General features: G+C 68.3%; 15 protein-coding genes, 1 tRNA gene and 1 pseudogene. 9 read left to right on the top strand and 8 right to left on the bottom strand.

Annotated features, from left to right (window positions below; translation table 11 throughout):
- The first annotated feature begins 76 nt into the window (after positions 1–76).
- A tRNA-Thr gene (locus tag B7R87_RS18090) sits at positions 77–150 on the top strand.
- Positions 151–277: 127 nt separating this feature from the next.
- On the opposite strand, the gene B7R87_RS18095 is transcribed toward B7R87_RS18090, so the two are convergent.
- Positions 278–1,879: a tyrosine-type recombinase/integrase gene (locus tag B7R87_RS18095; RefSeq protein ID WP_006347630.1), complete on the bottom strand. Its 1,602-nt coding sequence runs from the start codon at positions 1,877–1,879 to the stop codon at positions 278–280.
- The gene (locus tag B7R87_RS18100) at positions 1,876–2,553 is read right to left on the bottom strand and encodes a helix-turn-helix domain-containing protein (protein ID WP_040915214.1); all 678 of its coding nucleotides are present in this window, start codon (positions 2,551–2,553) and stop codon (positions 1,876–1,878) included. The genes B7R87_RS18095 and B7R87_RS18100 overlap by 4 nt, the downstream gene beginning before the upstream one ends.
- Before the next feature lie 95 nt (positions 2,554–2,648).
- Between B7R87_RS18100 and B7R87_RS18105 the strand changes: the two genes are divergently transcribed.
- From B7R87_RS18105 to B7R87_RS18125, 5 genes are all read left to right on the top strand, one after another.
- Positions 2,649–2,879: a hypothetical protein gene (locus B7R87_RS18105; protein WP_006347628.1), complete on the top strand. Its 231-nt coding sequence runs from the start codon at positions 2,649–2,651 to the stop codon at positions 2,877–2,879.
- 215 nt (positions 2,880–3,094) lie between these two features.
- Positions 3,095–4,369: a DUF3631 domain-containing protein gene (locus tag B7R87_RS18110; RefSeq protein WP_006347627.1), complete on the top strand. Its 1,275-nt coding sequence runs from the start codon at positions 3,095–3,097 to the stop codon at positions 4,367–4,369.
- A gap of 421 nt (positions 4,370–4,790) precedes the next feature.
- Complete coding sequence (locus B7R87_RS18115) at positions 4,791–5,465, top strand: DUF2637 domain-containing protein (protein WP_006347626.1); 675 nt, start codon at positions 4,791–4,793, stop codon at positions 5,463–5,465.
- Between the two features lie 247 nt (positions 5,466–5,712).
- Positions 5,713–6,360, top strand: a complete 648-nt coding sequence (locus B7R87_RS18120) for a MobC family plasmid mobilization relaxosome protein (protein WP_078902214.1) — start codon at positions 5,713–5,715, stop codon at positions 6,358–6,360.
- Positions 6,357–8,057 (top strand): relaxase/mobilization nuclease domain-containing protein, encoded by a 1,701-nt coding sequence (locus B7R87_RS18125; RefSeq protein ID WP_006347624.1) that lies wholly within the window; start codon positions 6,357–6,359, stop codon positions 8,055–8,057. Before B7R87_RS18120 ends, B7R87_RS18125 begins: the two co-directional genes overlap by 4 nt.
- Here B7R87_RS18125 and B7R87_RS18130 read toward each other — a convergent pair whose 3' ends face one another.
- The 6 genes and pseudogenes from B7R87_RS18130 to B7R87_RS18155 all read right to left on the bottom strand — a co-directional run.
- Positions 8,058–9,158: a hypothetical protein gene (locus B7R87_RS18130; protein WP_006347623.1), complete on the bottom strand. Its 1,101-nt coding sequence runs from the start codon at positions 9,156–9,158 to the stop codon at positions 8,058–8,060. It lies immediately after the preceding gene.
- Between the two features lie 77 nt (positions 9,159–9,235).
- Positions 9,236–11,317 (bottom strand): methyltransferase, FxLD system, encoded by a 2,082-nt coding sequence (gene fxlM / locus B7R87_RS18135; protein WP_006347622.1) that lies wholly within the window; start codon positions 11,315–11,317, stop codon positions 9,236–9,238.
- 22 nt (positions 11,318–11,339) lie between these two features.
- Positions 11,340–12,572, bottom strand: coding sequence for a lanthionine synthetase C family protein (locus B7R87_RS18140; RefSeq protein WP_006347621.1), 1,233 nt, complete (start codon positions 12,570–12,572; stop codon positions 11,340–11,342).
- A complete protein-coding gene (locus tag B7R87_RS18145) occupies positions 12,569–15,502 on the bottom strand; it encodes a lantibiotic dehydratase (RefSeq protein WP_006347620.1) in 2,934 nt (977 codons plus the stop codon). The genes B7R87_RS18140 and B7R87_RS18145 overlap by 4 nt, the downstream gene beginning before the upstream one ends.
- 216 nt (positions 15,503–15,718) lie before the next feature.
- Entirely contained in the window at positions 15,719–15,898 is a 180-nt protein-coding gene (locus B7R87_RS18150) for an FxLD family lanthipeptide (protein WP_078902216.1), read from the bottom strand.
- Positions 15,899–15,958: 60 nt separating this feature from the next.
- Positions 15,959–16,399 (bottom strand): annotated as a pseudogene (locus tag B7R87_RS18155) (ATP-binding protein); the annotation flags it as partial.
- A gap of 231 nt (positions 16,400–16,630) precedes the next feature.
- Between B7R87_RS18155 and B7R87_RS18160 the strand changes: the two are divergent.
- From B7R87_RS18160 to B7R87_RS18170, 3 genes are all read left to right on the top strand, one after another.
- Positions 16,631–17,914: a Tat pathway signal sequence domain protein gene (locus B7R87_RS18160; protein WP_100249128.1), complete on the top strand. Its 1,284-nt coding sequence runs from the start codon at positions 16,631–16,633 to the stop codon at positions 17,912–17,914.
- Positions 17,911–18,450, top strand: coding sequence for a GNAT family N-acetyltransferase (locus B7R87_RS18165; protein ID WP_006347617.1), 540 nt, complete (start codon positions 17,911–17,913; stop codon positions 18,448–18,450). The genes B7R87_RS18160 and B7R87_RS18165 overlap by 4 nt, the downstream gene beginning before the upstream one ends.
- A gap of 116 nt (positions 18,451–18,566) precedes the next feature.
- Positions 18,567–21,647, top strand: coding sequence for an N-6 DNA methylase (locus tag B7R87_RS18170; RefSeq protein WP_006347616.1), 3,081 nt, complete (start codon positions 18,567–18,569; stop codon positions 21,645–21,647).
- Positions 21,648–21,801: the final 154 nt, after the last annotated feature.

Genomic DNA, 21,801 nt, shown 5'->3' on the forward strand with positions numbered 1-21,801 from the left:
CCCGCCGTAACCCTGTAGACTCAGCTCCGCTGCTGATGCGAACGTTCTCTCACGAGAAAGTTGCGTCGGTGCAAGCGCCGCCTTAGCTCAGTTGGCCAGAGCAACGCACTCGTAATGCGTAGGTCTCGGGTTCGAATCCCGAAGGCGGCTCTGAAGAACCTCAGGACTCACTCGCCGTGACCTGGGGTTTTTCGTTTTTGGGGCATGACGCGTCACACGGCCGGGCTGCCGCGAGATGGCTTGCGTGAGCGATGCGTGAGCGGAGCGGTCCGGCGCCCTACTTCTTGGACTTCTTCCGCTTGCCCTTCTTCTTGGCCCTGGCCTCGGCTTTCGCCTTGGACGAAGCCCTCTTGGCAGCCTTGCGGGCCTCTGCCGCCTCGGCCTTCCGCTGAAGCGGGACCAGCTTGGCGGTGGCCTCGGCTGCGTTCTTGCCGACGTGAGGAAGGACGCTCTGGTAGATGTCGCGCGTGATCCGGGTGTCGCTGTGGCCGAGGGTGTCGGAGACGATCTTGACGTCGATGCCGGCCGCGAGCATGAGGGTGGCCGCGCCGTGGCGGAGGTCGTGCAGCCGGATCGGCGGGAGGCCGGAGGCGGCGACGAGGCGTTCGAAGAGGTCGGTGACCTTGCCGGGGTGAAGCCAGGTGCCGTCTTCCTGGGTGAAGACCATGCCGGTCTCGACCCAGGCCGTTCCCCACTCCTCGCGGTCCGCGTTCTGACGTTCGCGGTGTTCCTTGAGCACGTTGACCGTGTCGTCGTCGAGCGCGATGACACGGAAGCCGCTGTCCGTTTTGGGTTCGGAGGTCTCGACGGCCCAGCCGTCGTGGACGAGCTGCGAAGACACGGTGAGGGAGTGGGTGTCGAGGTTGGTTTCCGACCAGGGCTGGCCGCATGCCTCGCCCCGTCGCAGGCCACGGAAGGCGATGAGGTGCCACATGGCGTACAGCCGGTCCTCAGCGACGGAGTCGAGGAACGCGCCCGTCTGCGCCGGTGTCCAGACCATGACGGGGGACGGCTTCTCGCCCGTCTGCTCCCAGACGGCGACGCGCTCGTCCGTCCAGACGAGGGCCTTGGGCTTGCGTGCGGGGTCGATCTCGACGTGGGCGGCGGGGTTGAAGGTGATGATCTGCTGGCCGATGGCGTCGTTGAGGGCGGCGCGGAGGGTGGCTTTGACGTGCTGGCGGGTGGCGGGGCCGGTGACACGGCGGAAGGGCGGCATCGTGTCGATCGCGGACTTCAATGTCTTGCGGTGGGCCCGGTGCTCCGCGCCCTTCCACGGGATGGTCGCGAGTTCGTCGACGGCGGCGCGTCGTTGGGCGTTCTGTTCGAGGAGCTCGGTATTGGTGTCGGTGATGGCGGTGAACATGTCGCTGAGGTGGCTTACGCGCAGCCGGTCGAGGCGGCGGTGGCCGATGTGCGGTTTGAGGTGGATGCGGATGTCGGTCTCGTACCGGCTGATACCGGACTTCCGTATGCGCTTGCCCGCGAGCCACCGGTCCAGCCATTCCGCGACGGTGAGGCTGCCGACGAGGTCCTGGCCCGCGTTGAGTCGCCGACGCGTCTCCTCCACGTCAGGGAGGGGTGCCTTTTCGTCGCCTATCTCCTCCAGCATGGCCGCGATCAGCGTCATGCCCTCCGGGTCGTCTGTGTCGGTGAGGCCGAGGAGGGCGCGGACGTGGTCGAGGTCGGCCTGGGCGGCTTTGAGGGTGTCGTAGCCGGCGCGGCTGAAGGAGCGGCGGGTGCCGTCTTCGCGGGGCGGTAGTTCCTGGCGGATGGAGTAGGAGCCGTGCTTGCGGCTGGACAGTTTGGGGCACTTCTTGCCGAGCGGTTTGCCGGTGTGGGGGTCGCGGCAGTAGCAGCGGCGGTGCGTGGAGCCCTTCAAGCGGTTTCCTCCGTGGGGTCGGTGTCGGTGTCGGGTGGGTCGACGTCGTGGAGTGCAGGTGGGAGGTCAGGCGGGGTGGCGTCTTCCTCGCGGATCTCGCGCCGGAGTTTGCGGAGCTCGCTCTTGGCCGCGATGGCGCGGTCGGCGTACTCGGCCCGCTGGCGTTCGGCGTTCTCCCGCTGGGCGCGGGAGGCGGCGGTTCTGGTGTCGAACCGGGCCTGCTTCTCCTCGTCGAGTGCGGCGAGTGCGGTGCGGATGAGGAGGGTGTGGTGCTCGAACTCGGGCACCATTCCGGGGTCGTTCTCGAAGACGTCTTCCTCGCCGGTGAAGCGGCGCAGTGCGTCCCAGGTGGGGACGAGTTCCTGGAAGGGGAGTTCCTGGGTCTCCTCGATGTAGCCGACGGGGAAGATCAGGCAGACCGGGTAGGTCTCCAGGGCGGCGGCCAGGATCATGACGTCCACCAGGGGCAGGGTGGCGCGGCGGCCGGATTCCATGTTGGCGATCACGTTGCGCGGGATCGGGTGCCCCAGCCCCTCGCAGCGGTCGGCCAGGTCCTGTGCGCTCCATCCCCTCCTCCTCCTTCTGCGCCGGACCTCGCCAGCCACGGTGGCCTTGATCCGGTCCACCCACTCCGGAAAGTCGTCTTCTTCATCATCGAAATCGTGTTGTGTCATACAGACACATTAGCTTGAGGATCATCGGTGGAGTGGCCCGGAGCCGGACGTGATGGACGCGTTCGCCGACGGCTGCATCGAAGAGGGGATGCCGCATGCGCGAACACGCCACGGGTGGGCGGCCGAAGGGGATGAGCCGGGAGGAGTTGCTGGCTCTTCCAGTGGCTGTTGACCTGGACACCAGCAACCGTGCGCTCGGGTTGGGGCGGAGCAAGGGGTACGAGCTGGCGAAGCGGGGCGCCTATCCGTGCAAGGTGCTGCGGCTCGGCAACGCGTACCGGGTTGTGACGGCGGACCTGTTGGGCCTGCTCGGCCTGGCGGCGTGAGGGGCAGGGAGCGTAGCAGGCGGTTCTGCGCTGAGCTGACACAGAATCGCTGGACTGTGAAGGGGCGTGGACGTACTGTCCGTGTTCCCCCGGAGCACGGGGTGGACCTCCGGCGGTGCAACGCCGGAGGCCCCGGCAACCCCCATCGGCCTGTCACGAACCAACCCGGCGGCAAGGGCGTGCAAGCCCGCCACCGCCAGAAGAGGAGCCGCCCAGTGGAACACGCCCCCACCGAGCCCTATTCCACCCCCGCCAAGCCGCCGTGGCCCCCGGTCGCGGTCCCCGGCCACCCCGCCGCCCAAGCGTCCCTGCTGGTCAGCCCGGACGCGACGGAGGCCGCTCCGGCAGACATACCGCCCCACAAGACGGCGCCCGATCCGGAACCGACCGCCGGGTCCGCCCTGCTGGACGAACTACGTGCCCAGATAGCCAGGTTCGTGATCCTGCCCTCGCCCGAGGCCCTGGACGCGGTGACGCTCTGGGTGGCGGCGACGCACCTCCAGCCCGCATGGCAGCACGCGCCGCGCCTCGCGGTCGTCGGCCCGGCGAAACGGTGCGGCAAGTCCCGGCTCCTGGACGTGCTCACCGAGACGGTCCACGAGCCGATGCTCACCATCAACACCACCCCGGCGGCGGTCTTCCGCTCGATCACCGAGGAGCCGCCCACCCTCCTGGTCGATGAGGCGGACACCATCTTCGGCACGCCGAAGCAGGCGGAGAAGAACGAGGAGATGCGCGGCCTGCTGAACGCCGGGCACCAGCGGAACCGTTACGTCACCCGGGTCGTCGGCAACGACCACACCCCGCACAAGTTCGCCACCTTCGCCATGGCCGCCATCGCGGGCATCGGTGACCTCCCCGACACGATCATGGACCGCGCCGTGGTGATCCGCATGCGCCGCCGGGCCGAAGGCGAGCACGTCAAACCCTTCCGCTCCCGCCGCGACATCCCGGCCCTGCACGAACTGCGCGACCGGATCGCCGCCTGGGCCCGCCCGCTGCTGGACGAAGCAGCCGACCTGGAACCGGAACTCCCGGTCGAGGACCGCGCCGCCGACACCTGGGAACCTCTGGTGATCATCGCCGACCTCTCGGGCGGGCCCTGGCCCCGCCTGGCGCGGGCGGCGTGTGCGCGGATGGTCGCCGCCGAGGAGCGGGCGGAGGAGGAGAACCCCAGCGGGGCCAAGATCCTCGCCGACATCCGGCGGATCTTCCACGCCAAGGGCGACCCGGAGAGCCTCAGCACCGACGACCTCCTGTTCGCCCTCAACAGCGACACCGAAGCCCCATGGGCCGAATGGGGCCGCAACGGGCTCACACCACGCGGGCTCGGCGCCATGCTCCGCGACTACACCATCGTCTCCGGCAACGTCCGCGTCGGTGACATCCAGCGCAAGGGCTACACCCGCAACAAGTTCGCCGACGCCTGGCGCCGCTACTGCCCCACCGTCCACCCGCTCGACGCCGACCCCGCCACCGCCGAGGGCTGACCCGGCCCCGCCCCGGTTGCCGTCCGTGCCGTCCCTGCCGTGATCCCGCAGGTCAACAGGCATCCGAATGAGACGGCAACCGGGCCCAAGACGGAAACACGATCACTCCCGCCCGCCTGGGCTGCCCAACCGCGTCCCGATCCGTCTCGTGCCGTCCCAGCCGTACCCGCCGTATCGCCGCAGGTCACAGCCCCGCGCTCTGGGACGGGAGACAGACCACACCCGTCCACGACCCGTCCCACCGGGCATGACACCACCGGGACTCTCACCGCCCGGCTGACGTACCCGCCCTGACCTGCGCCTGCAACGGCCAAGACGGCAAATACGGACCACGCCGACAGCCCCACGCACCACCCCAGGAGCACACACCCCCATGGCCCCATCCGCCATACCGCCCGCGCACCCCGGCACCGGTCGCCGAGTGACCAGTTGGGACCGCGCCGCGATCCTCTGCCTCGGCGCCGCCGCCTGCGCCCTCTCGTACGACGCCCTCCAGCAGATGGCCGTCGCCATCCACGTCCGCGGACTCCTCACCTACCTGTTCCCACTCGTCATCGACGGATTCATCGCCTACGGCGTCCGCGCCCTCCTCGTCCTGCGCACCGCCCCGTTCCGAGCCCGCCTCTACGTCTGGGCCCTCTTCGGCACCGCGACCTGCGCCAGCATCTGGGCCAACGCCCTCCACGCCGTACGCATCAACCAGCAGAACCCGCCCGGCACGCTGCACCTGAGCGACCTCACCGTCGGCATCCTGTCCACCCTCGCCCCACTCGCCCTCGCCGGAGCCGTCCACCTCCACATCCTCATCACCCGCGAAACCACCACCGACACAGCACCCCCGCCGGTACCCTTCCCCGGTCCGGAACAGCCCACCAGCGAACTCGCGATAACCCGACGGGGCGGACGGCCGGCGGACGCAACCCTCGACGAACTCGTCGAGATCGGCCGAATCGCCGTCACCGAGCACGGCCGTATCTCCCGCTCCACCGTCCTCCAAGCGATCAGGGACAAGGGCCTCAAGGTCAGCGGAGAGCGGCTCACCGAGGTCATGAACACCCTCCGAGCCGAGAGCGAGACCACCCCCGCCAACGGCTGACCGCACCCCACCGGAACAAGCACGGGGTGGTCGGAACCCTTCCGACCACCCCGGTCACGGACCACCTGTCGCGGACGGAGCCGAGACGCCTCTGAGCTGCGGTCCCGGATGGCGACGAGAAGTTGGCCTGCCACGGAGCCCCTCTCCGCCTCATGCCTGTGGTCTCAGCACTCGCCGCCGTGGCTTTCCCGGACCTATCCGACGACTCCCACCCACTTCACGAGCACACCCCGAGGAGAACCGCCACATGCCCCACCCGGACAGCCCTCAATCCCTCAACCCCCAGGAGACGACCACTGCGGTCACCAGCGCAGCAAGGTATGCCGCTGGACCGTCCAAGGGCCGGTCCCATGCGGATGCCTCCGCCCCGGGGGTGGCGGAGGAGTTCGGGCACCAGGGGGCGCCCGAGGGGGAACTGGCAGCGTTCCCGGCCGCCAGCCCGTTGCCGCGAGCAGCCGAAGCCGCTGCGTTGCATCGCGTCGCCCGTCGTCGCCGGCGTGATTCGAGCGGCCAGCGCAAGCAGCGTGTCGATGCCCGCTACAGCGTCGACGAGAAGACGGCGATCCTCGCCCGAGCCAGGTCACTGAACATCGCCGGAGCCCACTACGTCGGTGCGGTCGTCATGGCCCACATCCACGGAGACCTTGCCCTACCAGGCCAGCGCACCCCGCTCGACGACTACATCGATGAGCTGACCGCCCTCCGCGGGGAGGTCGCCAGGATCGGCAACAACATCAACCAGATCGCCCGCAAGCTCAACGCCGGTGGTCATCCCCAGCCTGGGGACACCGAGCTCCTGGCCCAAGCCGAGCGCACCCTGGCGGACACCGGAACCACCGTCCGCCGGATCGCAGCAGCCGCGAACCAAGCCCTTACAAGGAAGGAGGGCAGGTGATCGCGAGTATCACCAGCGGCAAGAGCACCGCCGGCCTCATCTGGTACCTGTTCGACACGAAGAAGGCCAAGGACCACACCGCCCCGCACCTGGTCGCCTCCTGGGACGGCTTCGCCCCGGACCCCGGCCGGGCCGAGGACTTCGACGCCGCCAAGAAGCTCCTCGTCGCCGACCTCGACCTGCGGGTCAAACAGGCCGGGCGGCTCGGCCGGGCACCCGAACAGCATGTGTGGCACTGCTCGGTGCGGGCCGCGCCCGAGGACCGAGAGCTCACGGATGACGAGTGGGCCGAGGTAGCACGCCGTATCGTCCACGCCACCGGCATCGCCCCCGAAGGCGACCCGGACGGATGCCACTGGGTAGCCGTCCGCCACGCCCCGGACCACATCCACATCGCCGCCACCAAAGTCCGCGGTGACCTGAGTGGTGCCCGCAACTGGCACGACTACCGCAACGCCGACCGCGAACTCGTCTCTGTGGAAAAGGAGTACGGCCTCCGCCAAGTCGCACGTGGAGATCGCACCGCCGCCAAGCGCCCCACCCGCGCTGAACAGGAGAAGGCCCGCCGTCGCGCCCGGGGAACGACCGCGCGTGAGCAGCTGCGTACCACCGTTCGCACCGCCGTTGCCGCTGCTTCCACCATTGAGGAATTCGCTCACCTGCTCAGCCAGATCGACGGTGTGCTCACCCAGGTCGTCTACTTCCCATCCGGGGACGTACGTGGATACAAGATCGCGCTCAAAGGTGACACCAATGCCCAAGGCGATCCCGTCTGGTTCTCCGGCTCCCAACTCGCCCCGGACCTGTCCTTCCCCAAGATCCGAGAACGTCTGGACACCATCGAGTCGGACGCCGACCAGCAACCCAACCGGGACAGGCCCGACCCATGGCACCAGACCATCACCATGATCGAAATCATTCCCCACCACCTGGACCAAGCCGACGACGAAGCCTCCCAGGCCCACCTCCACGCCTTCGGTGAAGTCCTCGACGCCCTTCCCCTCCTTGCACCCCGGCAGCTTCGGACCCAGCTCCGAGACGCCGCCACCGCGTTCGAACGCGCCACCCGCTCCCGCATCCGGGCCGAGCAGAACCAGGCCCGTGCGCTGCGCAGCGCCGCACGAGCAATGCTCCGGCAGCCGCCGCCAAAGGATGGAGCCTTCCTGGCGATGCTTCTCGACGCCGCCGTCCTCGTTGTCATCGCCGCAACTCGCTGGCATCAGCTCCGTCAACACGACCAACAGGTCGAAGCCGCTCATCAGGCTCTGCTGCATCTCCAGGTCGCCTACGACCAGGCCGCCGTCGCTCCATTGACCGCCCTAGCCCAGGGTCGGCCACCCCAACCGGTCGTAGAGCAGTACATCCACCGCGTACGCCGTGCTGTCCCCAGCCAAGCGGAGCGGGTCCTCGCAGACCCTGCCTTCGACGCCCTCGTCACCGTTCTGTCCGAAGCCGAGGCCGCTGGCCATGATCCGGATCGGTTGCTGCGGCAGGCCACCGATCAGCGTGCCCTGGATGACGCCCGCCACCCCGCCCGAGTGCTGACATGGCGCGTACAGCGACTCAGCACAGGTCAGGCGCCCAGTAGCCGAGACCGTGTGGCTCGGGTACGCAGTACCGCCAAACCGAGTAGCGCTCCGTCTCGTCCAGCAGAGTTCACACCGCCACAGCCTTCGGCGCCGGGGCGCCGACGCTGATCATCGGGGCACGAGGCTGTCCCGGATCACCTTGTCGCTGGCGCGTAGGGCCGCCGCCAGTTCGCCGTGCAGATGACCCGGGATGGCCCCGGCTCCCAGCGCGCAGGCCCTGACCAGGGCCCGGCAGTCCTGCGCTTCCCGATCTGTGGCCAGGGAGAGGAAGAGAGGGTGGGCCAGGACCTCACGGGCCGCGTAGCCGTCCTCGGCTTCGGCCGTCCTGCGGTGGAGGGCGTGCACCATGCGCTGCGCGGCGGGTGTTTCGGCGGGACCGACCGCATCGAGAATGGTGAGGCCCAGCCGGATATCGAAAACGGTCATCCCCGACTCTGGCGACCGTTGAAGGTAGGCCGCGATCAGTTCTGCCAGGTGCTCGTCTACCGGCTGCTGGGCATCGAGGCGGCACAGGACGGTCAGGCACGCCGTGACGAGTTGTTCCCAGGGGTCACCGGGCGTGGTGTCGTGCAGGAGCCCTGCTGCCGAGGTCGTGTCGCCGGACACAAGGGCGGCCAGTACGGCTACCTGGCGGCCGTCGAGCATCCGCTTACCGACGCCCCGGTGCGAATCGATGTGTGTCAGAGCCTCGGCCCAGCGGCCGGCGGTGGTCAGGGTGCGGGTGCCGTCGGCGAGGAGTACGCGCCAGAGCCAAGCACGGACCTCTTGGCAGTCGGCTTCGGTCGCCGTGAGGTCCGCTGGTATCCCGACGCCGTCGAAGCGGGCGTGCGCGCCTGCCTCGACGGCTCCGTACAGGTCGAGCAGTCGTTGCCGTCCCTCGTCGGCGCGGCCGGCGCGGATCTGGAGACGGGCGAGGTTGACGACGGGTTCGAGTCCTCGGATCGCGCTCATCGCTGGCAGCGGACAGGCATGGAGGTACGAGGTGGCGTGCTGGTGGCACAGCTCGCGCGCCAGGTCGGGAAGGCCGAGGTCGGAGGCGATGAGCGCGGCCTGGTTGTAGACGGCCGAAGCCAGGCCCTGGTCGGCCTTCCGTACTGCGGTGTCGGCCAGATCGACGAGCGCGCGGATACGTTGGGGCAGGGGTAAGCAGGCGGGGCGGAATCGGGCGACGAGTGGAAAGCGCTGGGCGGTGGGTCCGTGTGGGTCCATGAGTCCCCCGAGGCGTGGTTTGGCGACGGTGCCCGCCCGCCCTGGGCCGACGGGCACCGTCCTCTATCTGTCGGTTGTCACCGCCAGTCGACGACGATCCGGTTCAGCGGGGTGTCGAGGGCGAAGAGACCGGGACGCTGTTCGATGGACGGCGCGTCGAAGGGCTGGATTTCGAAGGTGGCCTCCCGGCAGCGGTACTCCCGGTCCCAAGTGCGGATGGTGTCGGCGACGGTCGCTGCCAGCTCGTCGCTGCCGGGTCCGTGGCCGATGACGCCAAACTCCCAGAGCTTGCCTCCCTCCGGGGTCCTCTTCTCCAGCAGCCGCCGGGCCAGGTAGGTGACGGCTCCCTGGTCGACGGCCGCGGTGGACGAGGGGTACGGGTCCTCCGTCAGCAGCCCGCCCTTGGCGCTCTGCGGGAAGAGCATGCGGATCAGTCCGGAGGGCAGGGAGCAGGTGAGGAACAGCTCCATCCATTCCGGCGACTCCATGGCGCGGACTGTCATACCGGTCCACTCCTCGGTGCGCGGCTGCTCCAGAACGCGGGCGAGGGCATCGGCGTCGATGTCCTGGCCGGCAGGGGCCTGGAGCCGGACGGTGCCTTCGGCGCTGAGCGGGATGACGCGGCGGTCGTCGTCGGCGATACCCCGCCGGAGCGGCATGAAGGTGTTCATCTCACTGCCGAGGGACACCCATCGGCCGTCGCACTGTTCGTACGCGATGGAGCGGGCGACGCTGCCCTTGAGGCGCTGGGGTACGAGCAGTCGTCCGCCGGGGGCGAGCTGTTCCAGCCAGGCGTGCGGCACACCGTGCGCACCGACCGTGGCGATGATCCGGTCGTACGGTGCTCCCTCCGCGTATCCGAGGGCTCCGTCCCTGGTCACGGCCTCGACGTTGGTGATCCCGGCTGCGGTGAGGTGGGCGCGGGCACCCTCCACGAGGTCGTCGTCCACGTCGAGGGTGGTGACGTGGCCGTGCTCGCCGACCAGGTGCGCGAGGAGGGCGGCGTTGTAGCCGCTTCCGGCGCCGAGTTCGAGGACGCGGTCGCCGGGCCGGACGTCGAGCTGGTCCAGCATGAGGGCGACTACCCCCGGCTGGGATGCGCAGGAGATGGAGGTGCCGTCGGTGTCGTACTTGATGTGCACCGGCGCGTTGGCGTAGGCGTCTTCGAGCGACGCGTCGGGCACGAACGCATGGCGGGGGACGGTCCGCAGGGCGGTCTCGACGGCTGCCGTGCGGGCGTGTCCGTTCGCCCGGATCTGGTCGACCAGGGCGTTCCGGAGGCGCTCGGCCTCCGCCGAGTCGGTGGTGATCGTGTCGGTGTTCACCGCGCCGACGCTATCGACGTCCGTTGCTGCTCCGCTGAGGGACGCGGTGTTGTCACTGGTTCCCATGACTACCTCTCGTGCGATGTTGAACAGAGCGCTCTGGTCGTCCCGAAGGAGACCGGCGCGGTTGGCGTGGAAGATCACGTGGTGGGCGAGCACGGCCCGCAGGCCGCGGGTGAGACCACCGTGGTCCGCGAGATCGGCGAGCGCCGCCCCCATCCGCTCGAAGGCGGTGACCCATTCGTCGTGCCTGTGGAACGGGCCGCCCGGGTGGCAGAGACTGCGGGCGTCGGCCGTCATCAACTTTCGTACGGCGGGAGCAAGCTCGGCGGCGCGTTCGGCCGGCAGCGGATCGGTGGCCGGTCGAAGGGCGGCGACCTTTGACCAGACGTCCCCCTGTTCGAACCAGTCGAGGCCGGCACCGCGCAGCATGGAGCTCACCAGCAGGACGACGGTCTCTCGCCGCCCCAGGTGCTTCGGCCCCGGCTGGTACGCCATTAAGTGATGGGAGTCGCTGTGGAACAGTTCGTGGGCTGCGTCCATGGCGGCCTGGCCGCCGAATGCGTCGGTCTCGGGCTCGTACGTACCAGGCCGCCACGATACGACTGAACCCTCACCGACCAGGTCGTCCAGCAGCGACTCCACGACTGGGGCCGGTTCGTCGGCGCGGTACCGCAGGGGCCAGGGCTGCTTGTTCATGAACCACCAGCCGGAGAGCTGTCCAGCCGCCTCGGCGGTGATCAGCGCGGGGGCGAGGCGTTCGGCGATGACGAGCTGGGCGCGCGAGCGGTCGACGAAGGTGATGTTGTGCTGGTGCCAGCGGTCGGAGGGCATCGGGGGTCCTTCGGTCTGTGGATCAGGCGATGAGCAAGCAGGAGTCCCAGGCGGATCGGGGCGGGGTGGCGGTGCTGGGCGCGATGAGCGCCAGGGCGACACCGGCGGCACCGTCGAGCAGGCCAGGATCTCCGCTCCCAAGCGCTGCGCCCGATGGGTGGATCTTGTCCAGGAGCGCCGGGATCGCGGCGCGTATCCGGTCCACAGTCGTGGCATGGGCGTCGTCGGCGACACGGGCGGCGAGGTGGGCAAGCCCCGTGAAGCCGTGGCAGAGGCCCTTGTCCGTTGTGTCCTTGGGCTGGTCGGCGTTGGTGAGGGCGGCCACGAGGGCGCTTTCGGCCTCGATCCGGCGGTGGGTGTCGCCAAGGGCGAGCGCCGCGAGCTGCCGAGCACGGGCGAGGCCAGCGGTCCCGTAGCACCAGGATGGCCGCCGGGGCGCGGGCGGAGTCAGGCGGTCGGCCCGCAATTCGTCCCGGGTGATCCAGTACGGCCACACCGGGCCTGGCCCGGTCTCCCAGCGGTCCAGCCACGTCAGGATGGTGCGCATTGCCGCGTGGTGCCCGCTGACGACGGTGCCGTGCCGGGCGGCCAGGGCCAAGAGGGCGAGTACGCCGCCGATGCCGTGTGCCATGCCGTGGTTGGCGTGACCGCCGGGGAAGCGGTCGTCCGGGTTGCCCGAGGGGCCGGTCTCCGTCCACCAGCCGGGCAGGGTCTCGTCCTGGTCGGTCAGTGGTTCGGTGAGGCGTACGCAGTAGTCGAGCACGGCACGAGTCGTGGGGCCGTCGGGGCTGCGGCGCAGAAGATAGGCCCCGTACCCGGTGAGTCCTCGGATGGCATCGAACTCGGCGAGCCGCAGTAGCCGTCCGGCGTCGATACGGCGATGAGCGGCCTCCAGACGGCGCCGGACGTCGATCACGATCTGTCGGTCCAACGAGTCCAGGGCACTCTGGTAGGCCCCGGGGAGACAGTCCGCCGCGCAGGCCAGGGCATGGGCGAGGGCGGGAGCCCCGTAGAAGGGGTGGCTGTCAGGACCGCTGGTGAGAGGTTGGCGGGAGGCGGAGGCGAGCCAATCGTGAACGCGCTGCCATGACCCGAGGCCACGCGCGGCCCGTTCGATGTGCAGGAGTGCGATGCCGGGAGGGCCATAGGCCAGGTGTTGTCCGTACGCGGGCATGGCCCAGGACCGGGACACATCGGGATCGGCGAGCTGGGACGCGATGGCGTCGACCAGGTCGAGGGCCGGGTGGGTGGTCATGATGGCCTCCCCTTTGTACGGGCGATCCAGGCGAGAGCGGCAGCGCGCGCCAGGTAGAGGCACACCTCTTCCTCGGGGAAGTTCACCGCGACATGCCGTACGAAGTGGACGTGCAAGAGGGACGTCAGAACGTCATCGACGGCGATTCCCTGGGTGTCCCGGCCCGGCAGATGAGTCCGATAGGCAGCAAGGGCCGCGTCCCGGTCCGCCCACCCGGACACGATGGCTTCCCCGCCCGGTGCTCCGCGCAGCGCCGCCCAGTCGCGGCGGGGGTCGGCCAGCCGTACGGCCTCCGTGAACTGCGGGCGCGGTACAGGCACGGGAGCCGTCGGTGGAATGTGGTCGAGCAGCCACCGCATCCCGGCTTCCGTGCTGCCGAGGAAGGCGGAGGCGATGGCGACGGTGTGCGCCACCACCAGGACGCGTTGGCCGGGACGCTGCCTCTGTGTGAGCTGTGTCACCACGGCCCGCGAGTCAGCCCGGAAAACATCCTCGGCAGCCTCCCACGCCGCTCCGGAACCCCAGCGGCCCATCTCTCGGTACGAGGTGGGATAGCGCAGATCGGCAAGCAGGCCGGCCCGGCGCAGTTCGTCAGCCCACCCGCTCACCGCACGGGCGGTTTCGCCGAAGGCGTCCGGATGGGGAAGGGCGATACGGAGACGGAGGTGCTGGGTCGGGTCGCGGAAGCGGATGAACCACCAGCGAGGACTCCCGAGCCGTTCCAGCAGGCCGGGCAGGTGCTGGGCGAGGACGGTGTCCTGGCGGCGGGCATCTCCGTACAGAGTGGCCAACAGTACGGAGGAGGTGGCTGGCGGCTGCATCTGTGCTGGTGAGAGTGCACGAGCCGGGGTAGGGGCGGGCAAAGGCGGCCACGCTGTCAGCCGTACCGCCTTGAGCGGCAGGACGACCTCGTGGGCACGCCCGCCGCACCAGCCGTATCCCTCCGGGGCTTCGACGAGCAGGGCGGTGTGCGCACGGTCGAGGTGCTCGCGGAGCAGCGTTCGGTGACCGGCCTCGTCAAGGTCGAGGAAGAGGTGCTGGTCCCCCTCCACGAGATAGACCTGCCGCGGCAGCCGCCGCCGAACCCGCCAGTCGGCCAAGGCCGCGTCCCACTTGGCGCCGCTGGCCAGCTCCGACGACTCCAGCCGCCAGCGCGCCGGGGCCAGCACCGTACGTCCGTAGCGGAGGCGAGGAAGGAACGGCATCGCTGCGGCGACGCCCCAGTCGAACACGGTGACCTGCGCGCACTGGGCCCGGGACAGCTCGGTGAGAAACCTTGCCAGCGGCGGGGTGTGCGTGCGCAGGTTCAGCGCGTTCATCCCCACCGCTTCGACGCGGTGGCCCCGCTCGGGGGCGGCCAGGTACATCCGACGTCCGTCGCATGCGACCGCGAGGTCGTCGAGGGTGAGCATGTCGGGGTCCGGGGCGCGGTGTTCCTGAAGGCTGATCACGGTGGGCAGAACCTGAGGTGCACGGGTGACGTGAGCGCTCTCGGGGAGCAGGGGTGGGAAGGAGAGCTGCGCGGGCACGGTGTCGCTGTCCTCGGTCGGGAGATCAGCCAGCTCCGTGCTCAGCGCCTCTCGATCGCCAGGTTCCAGCACACCGAGGAAGCGGCCCGTGGAGACGCCTGCCCCGCGTGACACGCTCACGACCTCCAGCCGGAACCGCCCGCGCCGCAAATCGTCCAAGCCGGCCGAGTGCACCCGTACGCCCACTTCAAGGTGCGGCGGCACCCGCGGGTCGTCGGGCCCCACGTCGAGAGCGCCGATCAGCTCGTCGGTGAGGACGACCTCCTCTTGGCCTTCGAGCGCGGCCGTCTGCGCCAGGCGTACGAGTACGTCGTCCCGAGCGGAGACCTGAGGTCGGCGCGCACCGGCCGGAGTGCCCGGGTAGCCGTCGGGATAGCCGATGCCGCTGTCCGCCACGACCTCTTTGAGGGGCACCATCGTGCCGATGCCGTACCGCTCGTAGAACCGCTGGTGATACTCACCCCACGAGGCGGTTCCGTACGGGCGAGTGCTCAACCGGGTCAGGATGAGCGCGGCACGTTCGACTTCCCGGGCAACTGCCTCCGGCAGTACGAGCCGGGCTTTCAGCCGTAGGTCGAAGGCGATGGGGTGGCCGTTACCGTCTGGCACGAGCTTCCGCATCCGTGCGGCGGCGCCGTCCCGATCACCGCGCGTGGTGCAGCCCTCCAAGGCCGCCCGGATCGCAACCAGCTCAGCCACCGTTTTCGAGATCGGTGCAATGCTCTCGGCTCCGACGGCGTCCAGCTGGTCGACGATGTGCCCCAGAGCATCGGTCCCGGTGCTCGGCGCCCACAGGCTGGTGATCAACACCCGCCGTCGGATCAGCTCCGCCAACAGTCGACGAGTCTTCTCCGGCCCGGCCTCTGGGAACTCCGCCCGGAGCTTGCTTAGAAGCACGCCCACCCTGATCGGCGCCTCGGCCGTAGTGAGGGCCGCCTGCACTGGTGCGGTAAGGGCCAGCGATGCCTCGACAGCGCGGGTCTCGTCGCCTCGGTCATCAGACTGAAACGGCACGATGAGCCGGTCCCCACGGACCGACGCAGTGCTGTTGGCGACGACGGGCAGCCGTTCGAGGAGTTCCGGGCACGACTCCAGTCGCTGTACGACCGTGGCCAGCCAGTCTGCCCCAGCCCTGCCGACAAGCACGTGTTCTTCGCCCCAGCTCGCACTGGCCCGCGGTCTGAACGTCGCGGTTGTCACCCCAGCGAACAGCCCAAAGGGAGTCGCCCGGTGCTGGGCCCGCAACAAGTACCGGATCACGGAAAGCACCGCACGCCGAAGGTCCCGTGGATCGGGCCGTTGCCCTGTGCACAGACTCTGCACTTGCGTGGCCAGCGCCGGACTGGAGTGCTGCAAGGTCTCGACGAGGTCCTCGTTCGCCCAGACCGCACGCAGCCACATTGCTTGAGCTGCTGCGGCACCGGGCAACCTGTCGTCCAGGTCGGGGCACGGAGGGACAGCCAGGGGTGGCCGGGCGATGGCGCGTACGAGGGCGGTTGTTCCGGAGCGGAACGCTGCGGTCGTGGTAACCACCGACTACCTCCGTAGGGTGCGGGAACGGGCGGCTGGTGCCGCTGCGCGGAGGCGGCGGCACCAGCCGAACTGGTCACAGACAGGTCAGGCGACGTTGGTGGTGCAGGCTCCGCAGGTGGTGCCGCAGTTGTCGTCGGTCAGGTTGACCAGCCCGGCCGGGTCGGCGATCTCGACGAGGGAGACGTCCAGGTCGAAGCCGTCCGATGCCTGCGGCACCTGGGGGCGGATCTGGGTGAGACTGGGAATGACGGTGTTGCGCGTCATGGTGACTACCTTCTTGTTTGGTGGGTTCACTGATGGATGTGGCCGACGGGTCGTTGATCCGTCGCCGGTGAGCTGAAGCTCGGCCCAGACCTCCTTGCCCCATGGACACCTGTCCGAGCCGTAGAGGTCATAGCCCCAGCAGTCCGACACCGCGTCGATGAGGAGCAGGCCGCGGCCGGACTCGTCACCGTGGTCCGCGTGGCCGGCGGCGGGCAGGCGCTCCGGTTCCCAGTCCACGACTCCGACACGGACTCGCGACGCGCTTGGGCGTCCCACGGTCAGACGGATGTCGTGGCACGAGGTGTGCTTCGACGCGTTCGCGATCAGCTCCGTGACGATCAGCACGGCACCGTCGGCGAGCTCATCGAGGCACCACGCACCGAGTACACGCTGGACGAGCTTGCGGCAGGTCTCAGCGGTGGACGGCTGGCACGGGATGGTCTGGCTGTAGGCGGGGCGCCCGACACGGGCGGCATGAACAGGTGTGTTGAGACTCGTCATGGGGATGGAGCCTTCGGGTTGTCTCTGCGCCCGGTCCGCCCCTTGCGAGATGTGAGCGTGCGGACCGGGCCGTCAACAGCCGCTCGGGATGGTGGGCGGCCGACACCCAGATAACCCCGGCTTCCGTTCGGCTGGTTAGGACCATCAGGCACCCACTCAACGGGTCGACCTAGGGCGATTTGACCCAGCGTTTACCTGATGACTGGGCGGCGCGAGCGCTACCGTGCCGGGATGGATGCCACGCGCAACACCGTTCTTGAGGTGTGGATGGCAGAGCACGGCTACAGCTCCAACAGCCTCGCCGACGCTGTGAACAGGTCCTTAGAGCAGTTGACCGGAAGGTCCGGAGGGCTCGACGGATCATCGGTCCGGGGCTGGAAGGCCGGCCGTGTGAAGTGGCCGAAGTCGGCCACCCGCAAGGCGCTTGAGGAGATCGCCGGTCTGCCCGCCACCGCTTTAGGGTTCGTTCCACGGGGCAGGACTCCGTCGTCCCTGGTTCCACCGCAGCAGGAGGACCCTGACATGAAGCGCCGCACGCTCGTCGGCGGGATCACGGCGGCTGCCGTCGCCGCGGCGTCACCCGGCACCGCGTCGCCACGCAGGATCGGCATGAGCGACGTCGACCGTCTCCAGAAGCGCTTCGCCGAGATCATCGCCAGCGACCACCGCCACGGCGGACAGCTCGGTATCGAACAGCGAGCCGCCGCCCTAGCCGACGAGGCACTGAACCTCCAGAACGCGGGAAGCGCCACCCAACGCGTACGCAGCAGCCTCTACGCCTCCGCAGCAGCATTCCGTTCCTCCGCGATGTGGGCCGCGATCGACGGCCGGCGCTACGACGACGCCAAGACCCACATGCGGGAGGCTCAGACCCTCGCCGAGATGTCCGGTGACCAGACGATCAAGTTCCGCATCTGGAGCCACACCGGAACCATGTACCGGCACCTCGGCCGTCCCGCCGACGCGCTCGCCGCGAACGATGTGGCCCGGAACCTGTTCCTCACCCGACGCGACCCCTTGTTCGCGTCCCTCGGCCTGGCCCGGCAGGGAGCCATCCTGGGCACGGCCCAGGACCGCAGCGGCATGCGCCGAACGTTCGACCAGGCGCAGGAGGCCATGCTGCGCTCCGACCCCACGGACTACCGCCCCGTGTGGATGCTCGCCTTCTACGACCAGGCCGAGCTGGACTCGCTCGCCCTGTCCGCGAACCTGGCCCTGGGCGACTACCCGACCGCCGAATACCACGCCCACCGCTGCCTGGCCGCGCTCCGCCCCCACATGATCAGATCCCGCGCCATCGCGACGACCCGCCTCGCCCACGCCCAGCTCGCCCAAGGGGCCGCGGACGCCGCCACGGCCACCGCGATGAAGGTCCCCACCGACGTCGCCACCCACCACGCCCGGGTAGCACGCATGCTCCAAGAATTCGGCGCAGCCCTGCGCGCCACCGCCCCCGGCAGCACCACCGCGCAAACCTGGACCGAGCACGCCGCCGCCTGGAGGACCACCGCATGACCAAGGCCCCCACCATCGAACTGCGCACCTTCACCACCCTCGACCCCGCCCGCGGCGACCTCCTCGACGTCTACGCCGACGTACGCGCCCCACTCCTCCACCTGCCGAATTACGCGGTCACCACCTTCGGCGAACGCCTGGACCGCCACGGCACCGAACCGGGCTTCGTCGCGGTCCTCGCGTACGCGGACGACGAACCGGTCGGCTACGCCTACGGCAACACCATCGAACGCGGCGACCGCTACTGGCAGCGCACCACCCCGGAGCCGGCCGAGAAGTACACCGAGCGCCCGGCCCTCGCCCTCAAGGAGATCGGCGTCCGCCCCGCCTGGCGCAAGACCGGCACGGCCCGCCGCATCCACGACGCCCTCCTCGACACCCATGATGAGATGAATGTCACTTTGATGGTGAACCCTGCTGCTGGCGACGGAAGGGTGCATGCGCTCTACAGGTCGTGGGGGTACGAGGATATCGGGCAGAGCCAGCCGTCAGTGGCTTCGCCGGTACTCGCAGTGATGATCTATACAGGGCCTTGATCGGCCGGGGCGCATGCGTGGGACTGTGCTGGCACGCGCCGCCTGCACGACAATGACCAACGGGACCAGACGTCCCCTCGTAGCCCGTACACCTTGATGCTCTTGGAGCTCTGGCCGTGACGCTCTCTGTCCCTTCTTCGCTTACCGCGCTCGAAACCGTGTTCAAGCGGGTCATCGAACGTAAGACTGTCCGCGCCGAAGCGACACTGCAGGCAGACATCCGCCAGTTCCTGCTGGATGCGGACCTCAACCTTGGCGAGCAGGATCTCCTGACTCCCGTGCTGGAAGCCCAGGTGGGCGGCGGCACCGGTCACCGCATCGACATCGAGATGGGCGCGACCATCATCGAGGTCAAGAAGGACATCAGTCGCCCAAAGATCCGTAAGGACGCAGTTGCGCAACTTGCGAAGTACGTGCGGGCGCGCACAGAGCAGCGCGAGCGACGGCACGTCGGCATTCTCACCGACGGTGCCGACTGGCGCGCCTACACCCTGGTCAATGACGAGCTGAACGAGGTAAACCACTTCGATGCGCGAGAGCGCAACGTCAAGACGCTGGATCTGGTCCGGTGGCTCGAAGGTGTCCTGGCGACTTCCGAGGGTGCGGCACCTACGCCAGATGCCATCGCAGCCCGTCTTGGAGCGGACAGCGTTGCCCACTCCATTGACAAGGCCATCCTCACCGCCCTGTACGAGGAGAACAAGAGCCTGCCGACTGTCCAGCTCAAGCGCGACCTGTGGGCGCGCCTGCTGCGCAGTGCCCTGGGCGCCCAGTTCGAGGACAGCGATGAACTGTTCATCGAGCACACTCTCCTGGTGAATACGGCCTCGATCATCGCCCACGCGGTGATGGGCATCGATGTGAAGGACACCCCGCCCGCTTCATTGGTCCACGGCCAACTGTTCACCCAGGCGAGGATCTCGGGTGTGGTCGAGTCAGACTTCTTTGGCTGGCCGTTGGAAACGGAGGGCGGCGAGGGCTTTGTTCAAGACGTATCTCGTCGCCTCGCCGGCTTCGACTGGTCACGGGTCGAGCATGACGTGCTGAAGGTTTTGTACGAGTCTGTGATCGCCGCGGAGACCCGCAAGAAGCAGGGGGAGTACTACACGCCGGACTGGCTGGCGGAAGCGACGGTAGTCGAGGCTGTCTCCGATCCTCTGAACCAGCGGATCATGGACCCCTCCTGTGGCTCGGGCACGTTCCTCTTCCACGGCGTCCGACGCTATCTGGCCGCCGCGCAGGAAGCCGGGTTGCCGTTGCGTGAAGCCCTGGACGGCCTCCATGACCATGTTGCGGGCATCGATCTCCACCCCGTCGCCGTGGCACTGGCCCGTGTCACCTACCTCCTCGCTATCGGCCGCAAGACGCTTACCTCTGAGGAGCGCGGTCCGATAAGTGTTCCCGTCTACTTGGGCGATAGCCTCCAGTGGGACCAGCGCACTGACCTCATCGATCACGGCCATCTCGTCATCCAAACCGGCACGGGCAGCCAACTATTTACCAACGAACTGCGCTTTTCCGAGGCCTTGCTGCAGGACGCCAGTCGTTTCGACGCGATCGTCAACGAGCTCGCCGACAAGGCGGCCGATCCGCACCGTGCTCAAGGCAAGTTGTCTTCTCTCGTCTCCCTATTTAACCGCCATGGGGTTTCCAACGCAGACGACCGGGACGAACTGACCGAGAACTTCCGCGTCCTTTGCGAGCTAGTGGACGAGGATCGCAACCACATCTGGTCCTACTATGTTCGAAACCTGGCCCGCCCCATGTGGCTGTCTCGAGCCGAGAATCGTGTTGACGTTCTTGTCGGCAATCCGCCGTGGCTGTCATACCGGCACATGCCTGAGAGCATGCAAAAGACATTCAAGGCGATGATGCAAGACCGGGGCCTGTGGAAGGGATTCGAGGTCGCTACCCATCAAGACCTGTCGGGCCTTTTCATCGCCCGCGCGGTCCAGCAGTACCTACGCGTGGACGGTTCGTTCGCATTCGTCGTTCCCAACCCCGTGCTGGATCGCCCCTACTGGACCGGATTCCGTAGTGGGGATTGGGCTGACCCTGACCACCCCGTCAAGGTTGACTTCACTGGCTCCTGGGACCTGCGTCGGCTGCGTCCGCACTTTTTTCCCCGTGCCGCTGCCGTCATTTTCGGCCGCCGTCGCCCCCTCTCCATCGGGCAACAGGGCAACGATCCTGTGGCGCTGCCCAGGCGGACCGAGATCTGGACCGGGAAGATCGCCAAGAGCGCCGCCCGCTGGGAACACGCCAAGGGCTGGATCACCCGAAAGGCAGGTGAGCTGCGCTACCCCAAGGAAGGGCTGATTAGCTCGCCGTACCGAGACCGTTTCGGGCAAGGGGCCACTGTCGTCCCTAGAGTCCTCTTCTTCGTTGAGGAACAGGCTGCCAGCCCCCTCGGGCTCGGCGGCGGTCGAGTCTCAGTCCGCTCCCAGCGCAGCACTCTGGAGAAGAAGCCCTGGAAGGGACTCCCTGACCGGGAAGGATCGGTCGAGAAGCAGTTTGTCCGGCCCGTCTTGCTCGGCGAACATGTCGTGCCCTACCGGACTATGGGCGCTGGCAAGGTTGTCCTTCCTGTCGAGGGGCCGAAGACGCTCATGGATGGTGGGCATGACCATCTCGACCGATACCCAGATCTGGCGAAATGGTGGCGGGACGCCGAACGACTCTGGGATGACAACCGATCCAGCGAACGGCTCTCGCTGGCCGAGAGGCTTGACTTTCGCAGGGGGCTGACCGATCAGCTTCCTGGCGCGCCCCTGCGAGTGGTGTACGCGAAGGCTGCCATGTACGTCACTGCCGCGCTGGTGGACAATCCGAATGCGATCATCGACCACAAGTTGTACTGGGGAACCGTCGCCACTCGGCAGGAGGGCACGTACTTGCTCGCGGTGCTCAACGCGCCGTACACGACCGAAGTCGTGCGCCCGCTCATGTCTTACGGGAAAGACGAGCGAGACATCGACAAAGCGGTATGGGAGCTGCCTATTCCGGACTTCGACCCAGCGGACGCCAAGCACGCCCGAATCGCGGAGATCGGTGAGGCCGAGTCTCAGCGGATCGCGGAACTGAAGTTCGAGGACAGTAAGAGTTACATCCAGATTCGCCGCGTTCTGCGCGACTTCCTCCTCAGCTCCCCTGATGCTGAGGAACTAGATCAGCTGGTAACCGAACTACTCGGCTGAGATGTGTACCCGCACCGTCGCCTTCCTTCGCCTCCCTAGGAGGAAGAGGAAGGAAGGGGCGACAGGTCCACCGTTGGCAACATTCTGCGTGAGCGCTGCGTGAGCGCTGCGTGAGCGGACTGGGCGGCACTGGGGCGGACCAGGCGTCATGACC

Source organism: Streptomyces tsukubensis, assembly GCF_003932715.1.
Classification (GTDB): domain Bacteria; phylum Actinomycetota; class Actinomycetes; order Streptomycetales; family Streptomycetaceae; genus Streptomyces; species Streptomyces tsukubensis.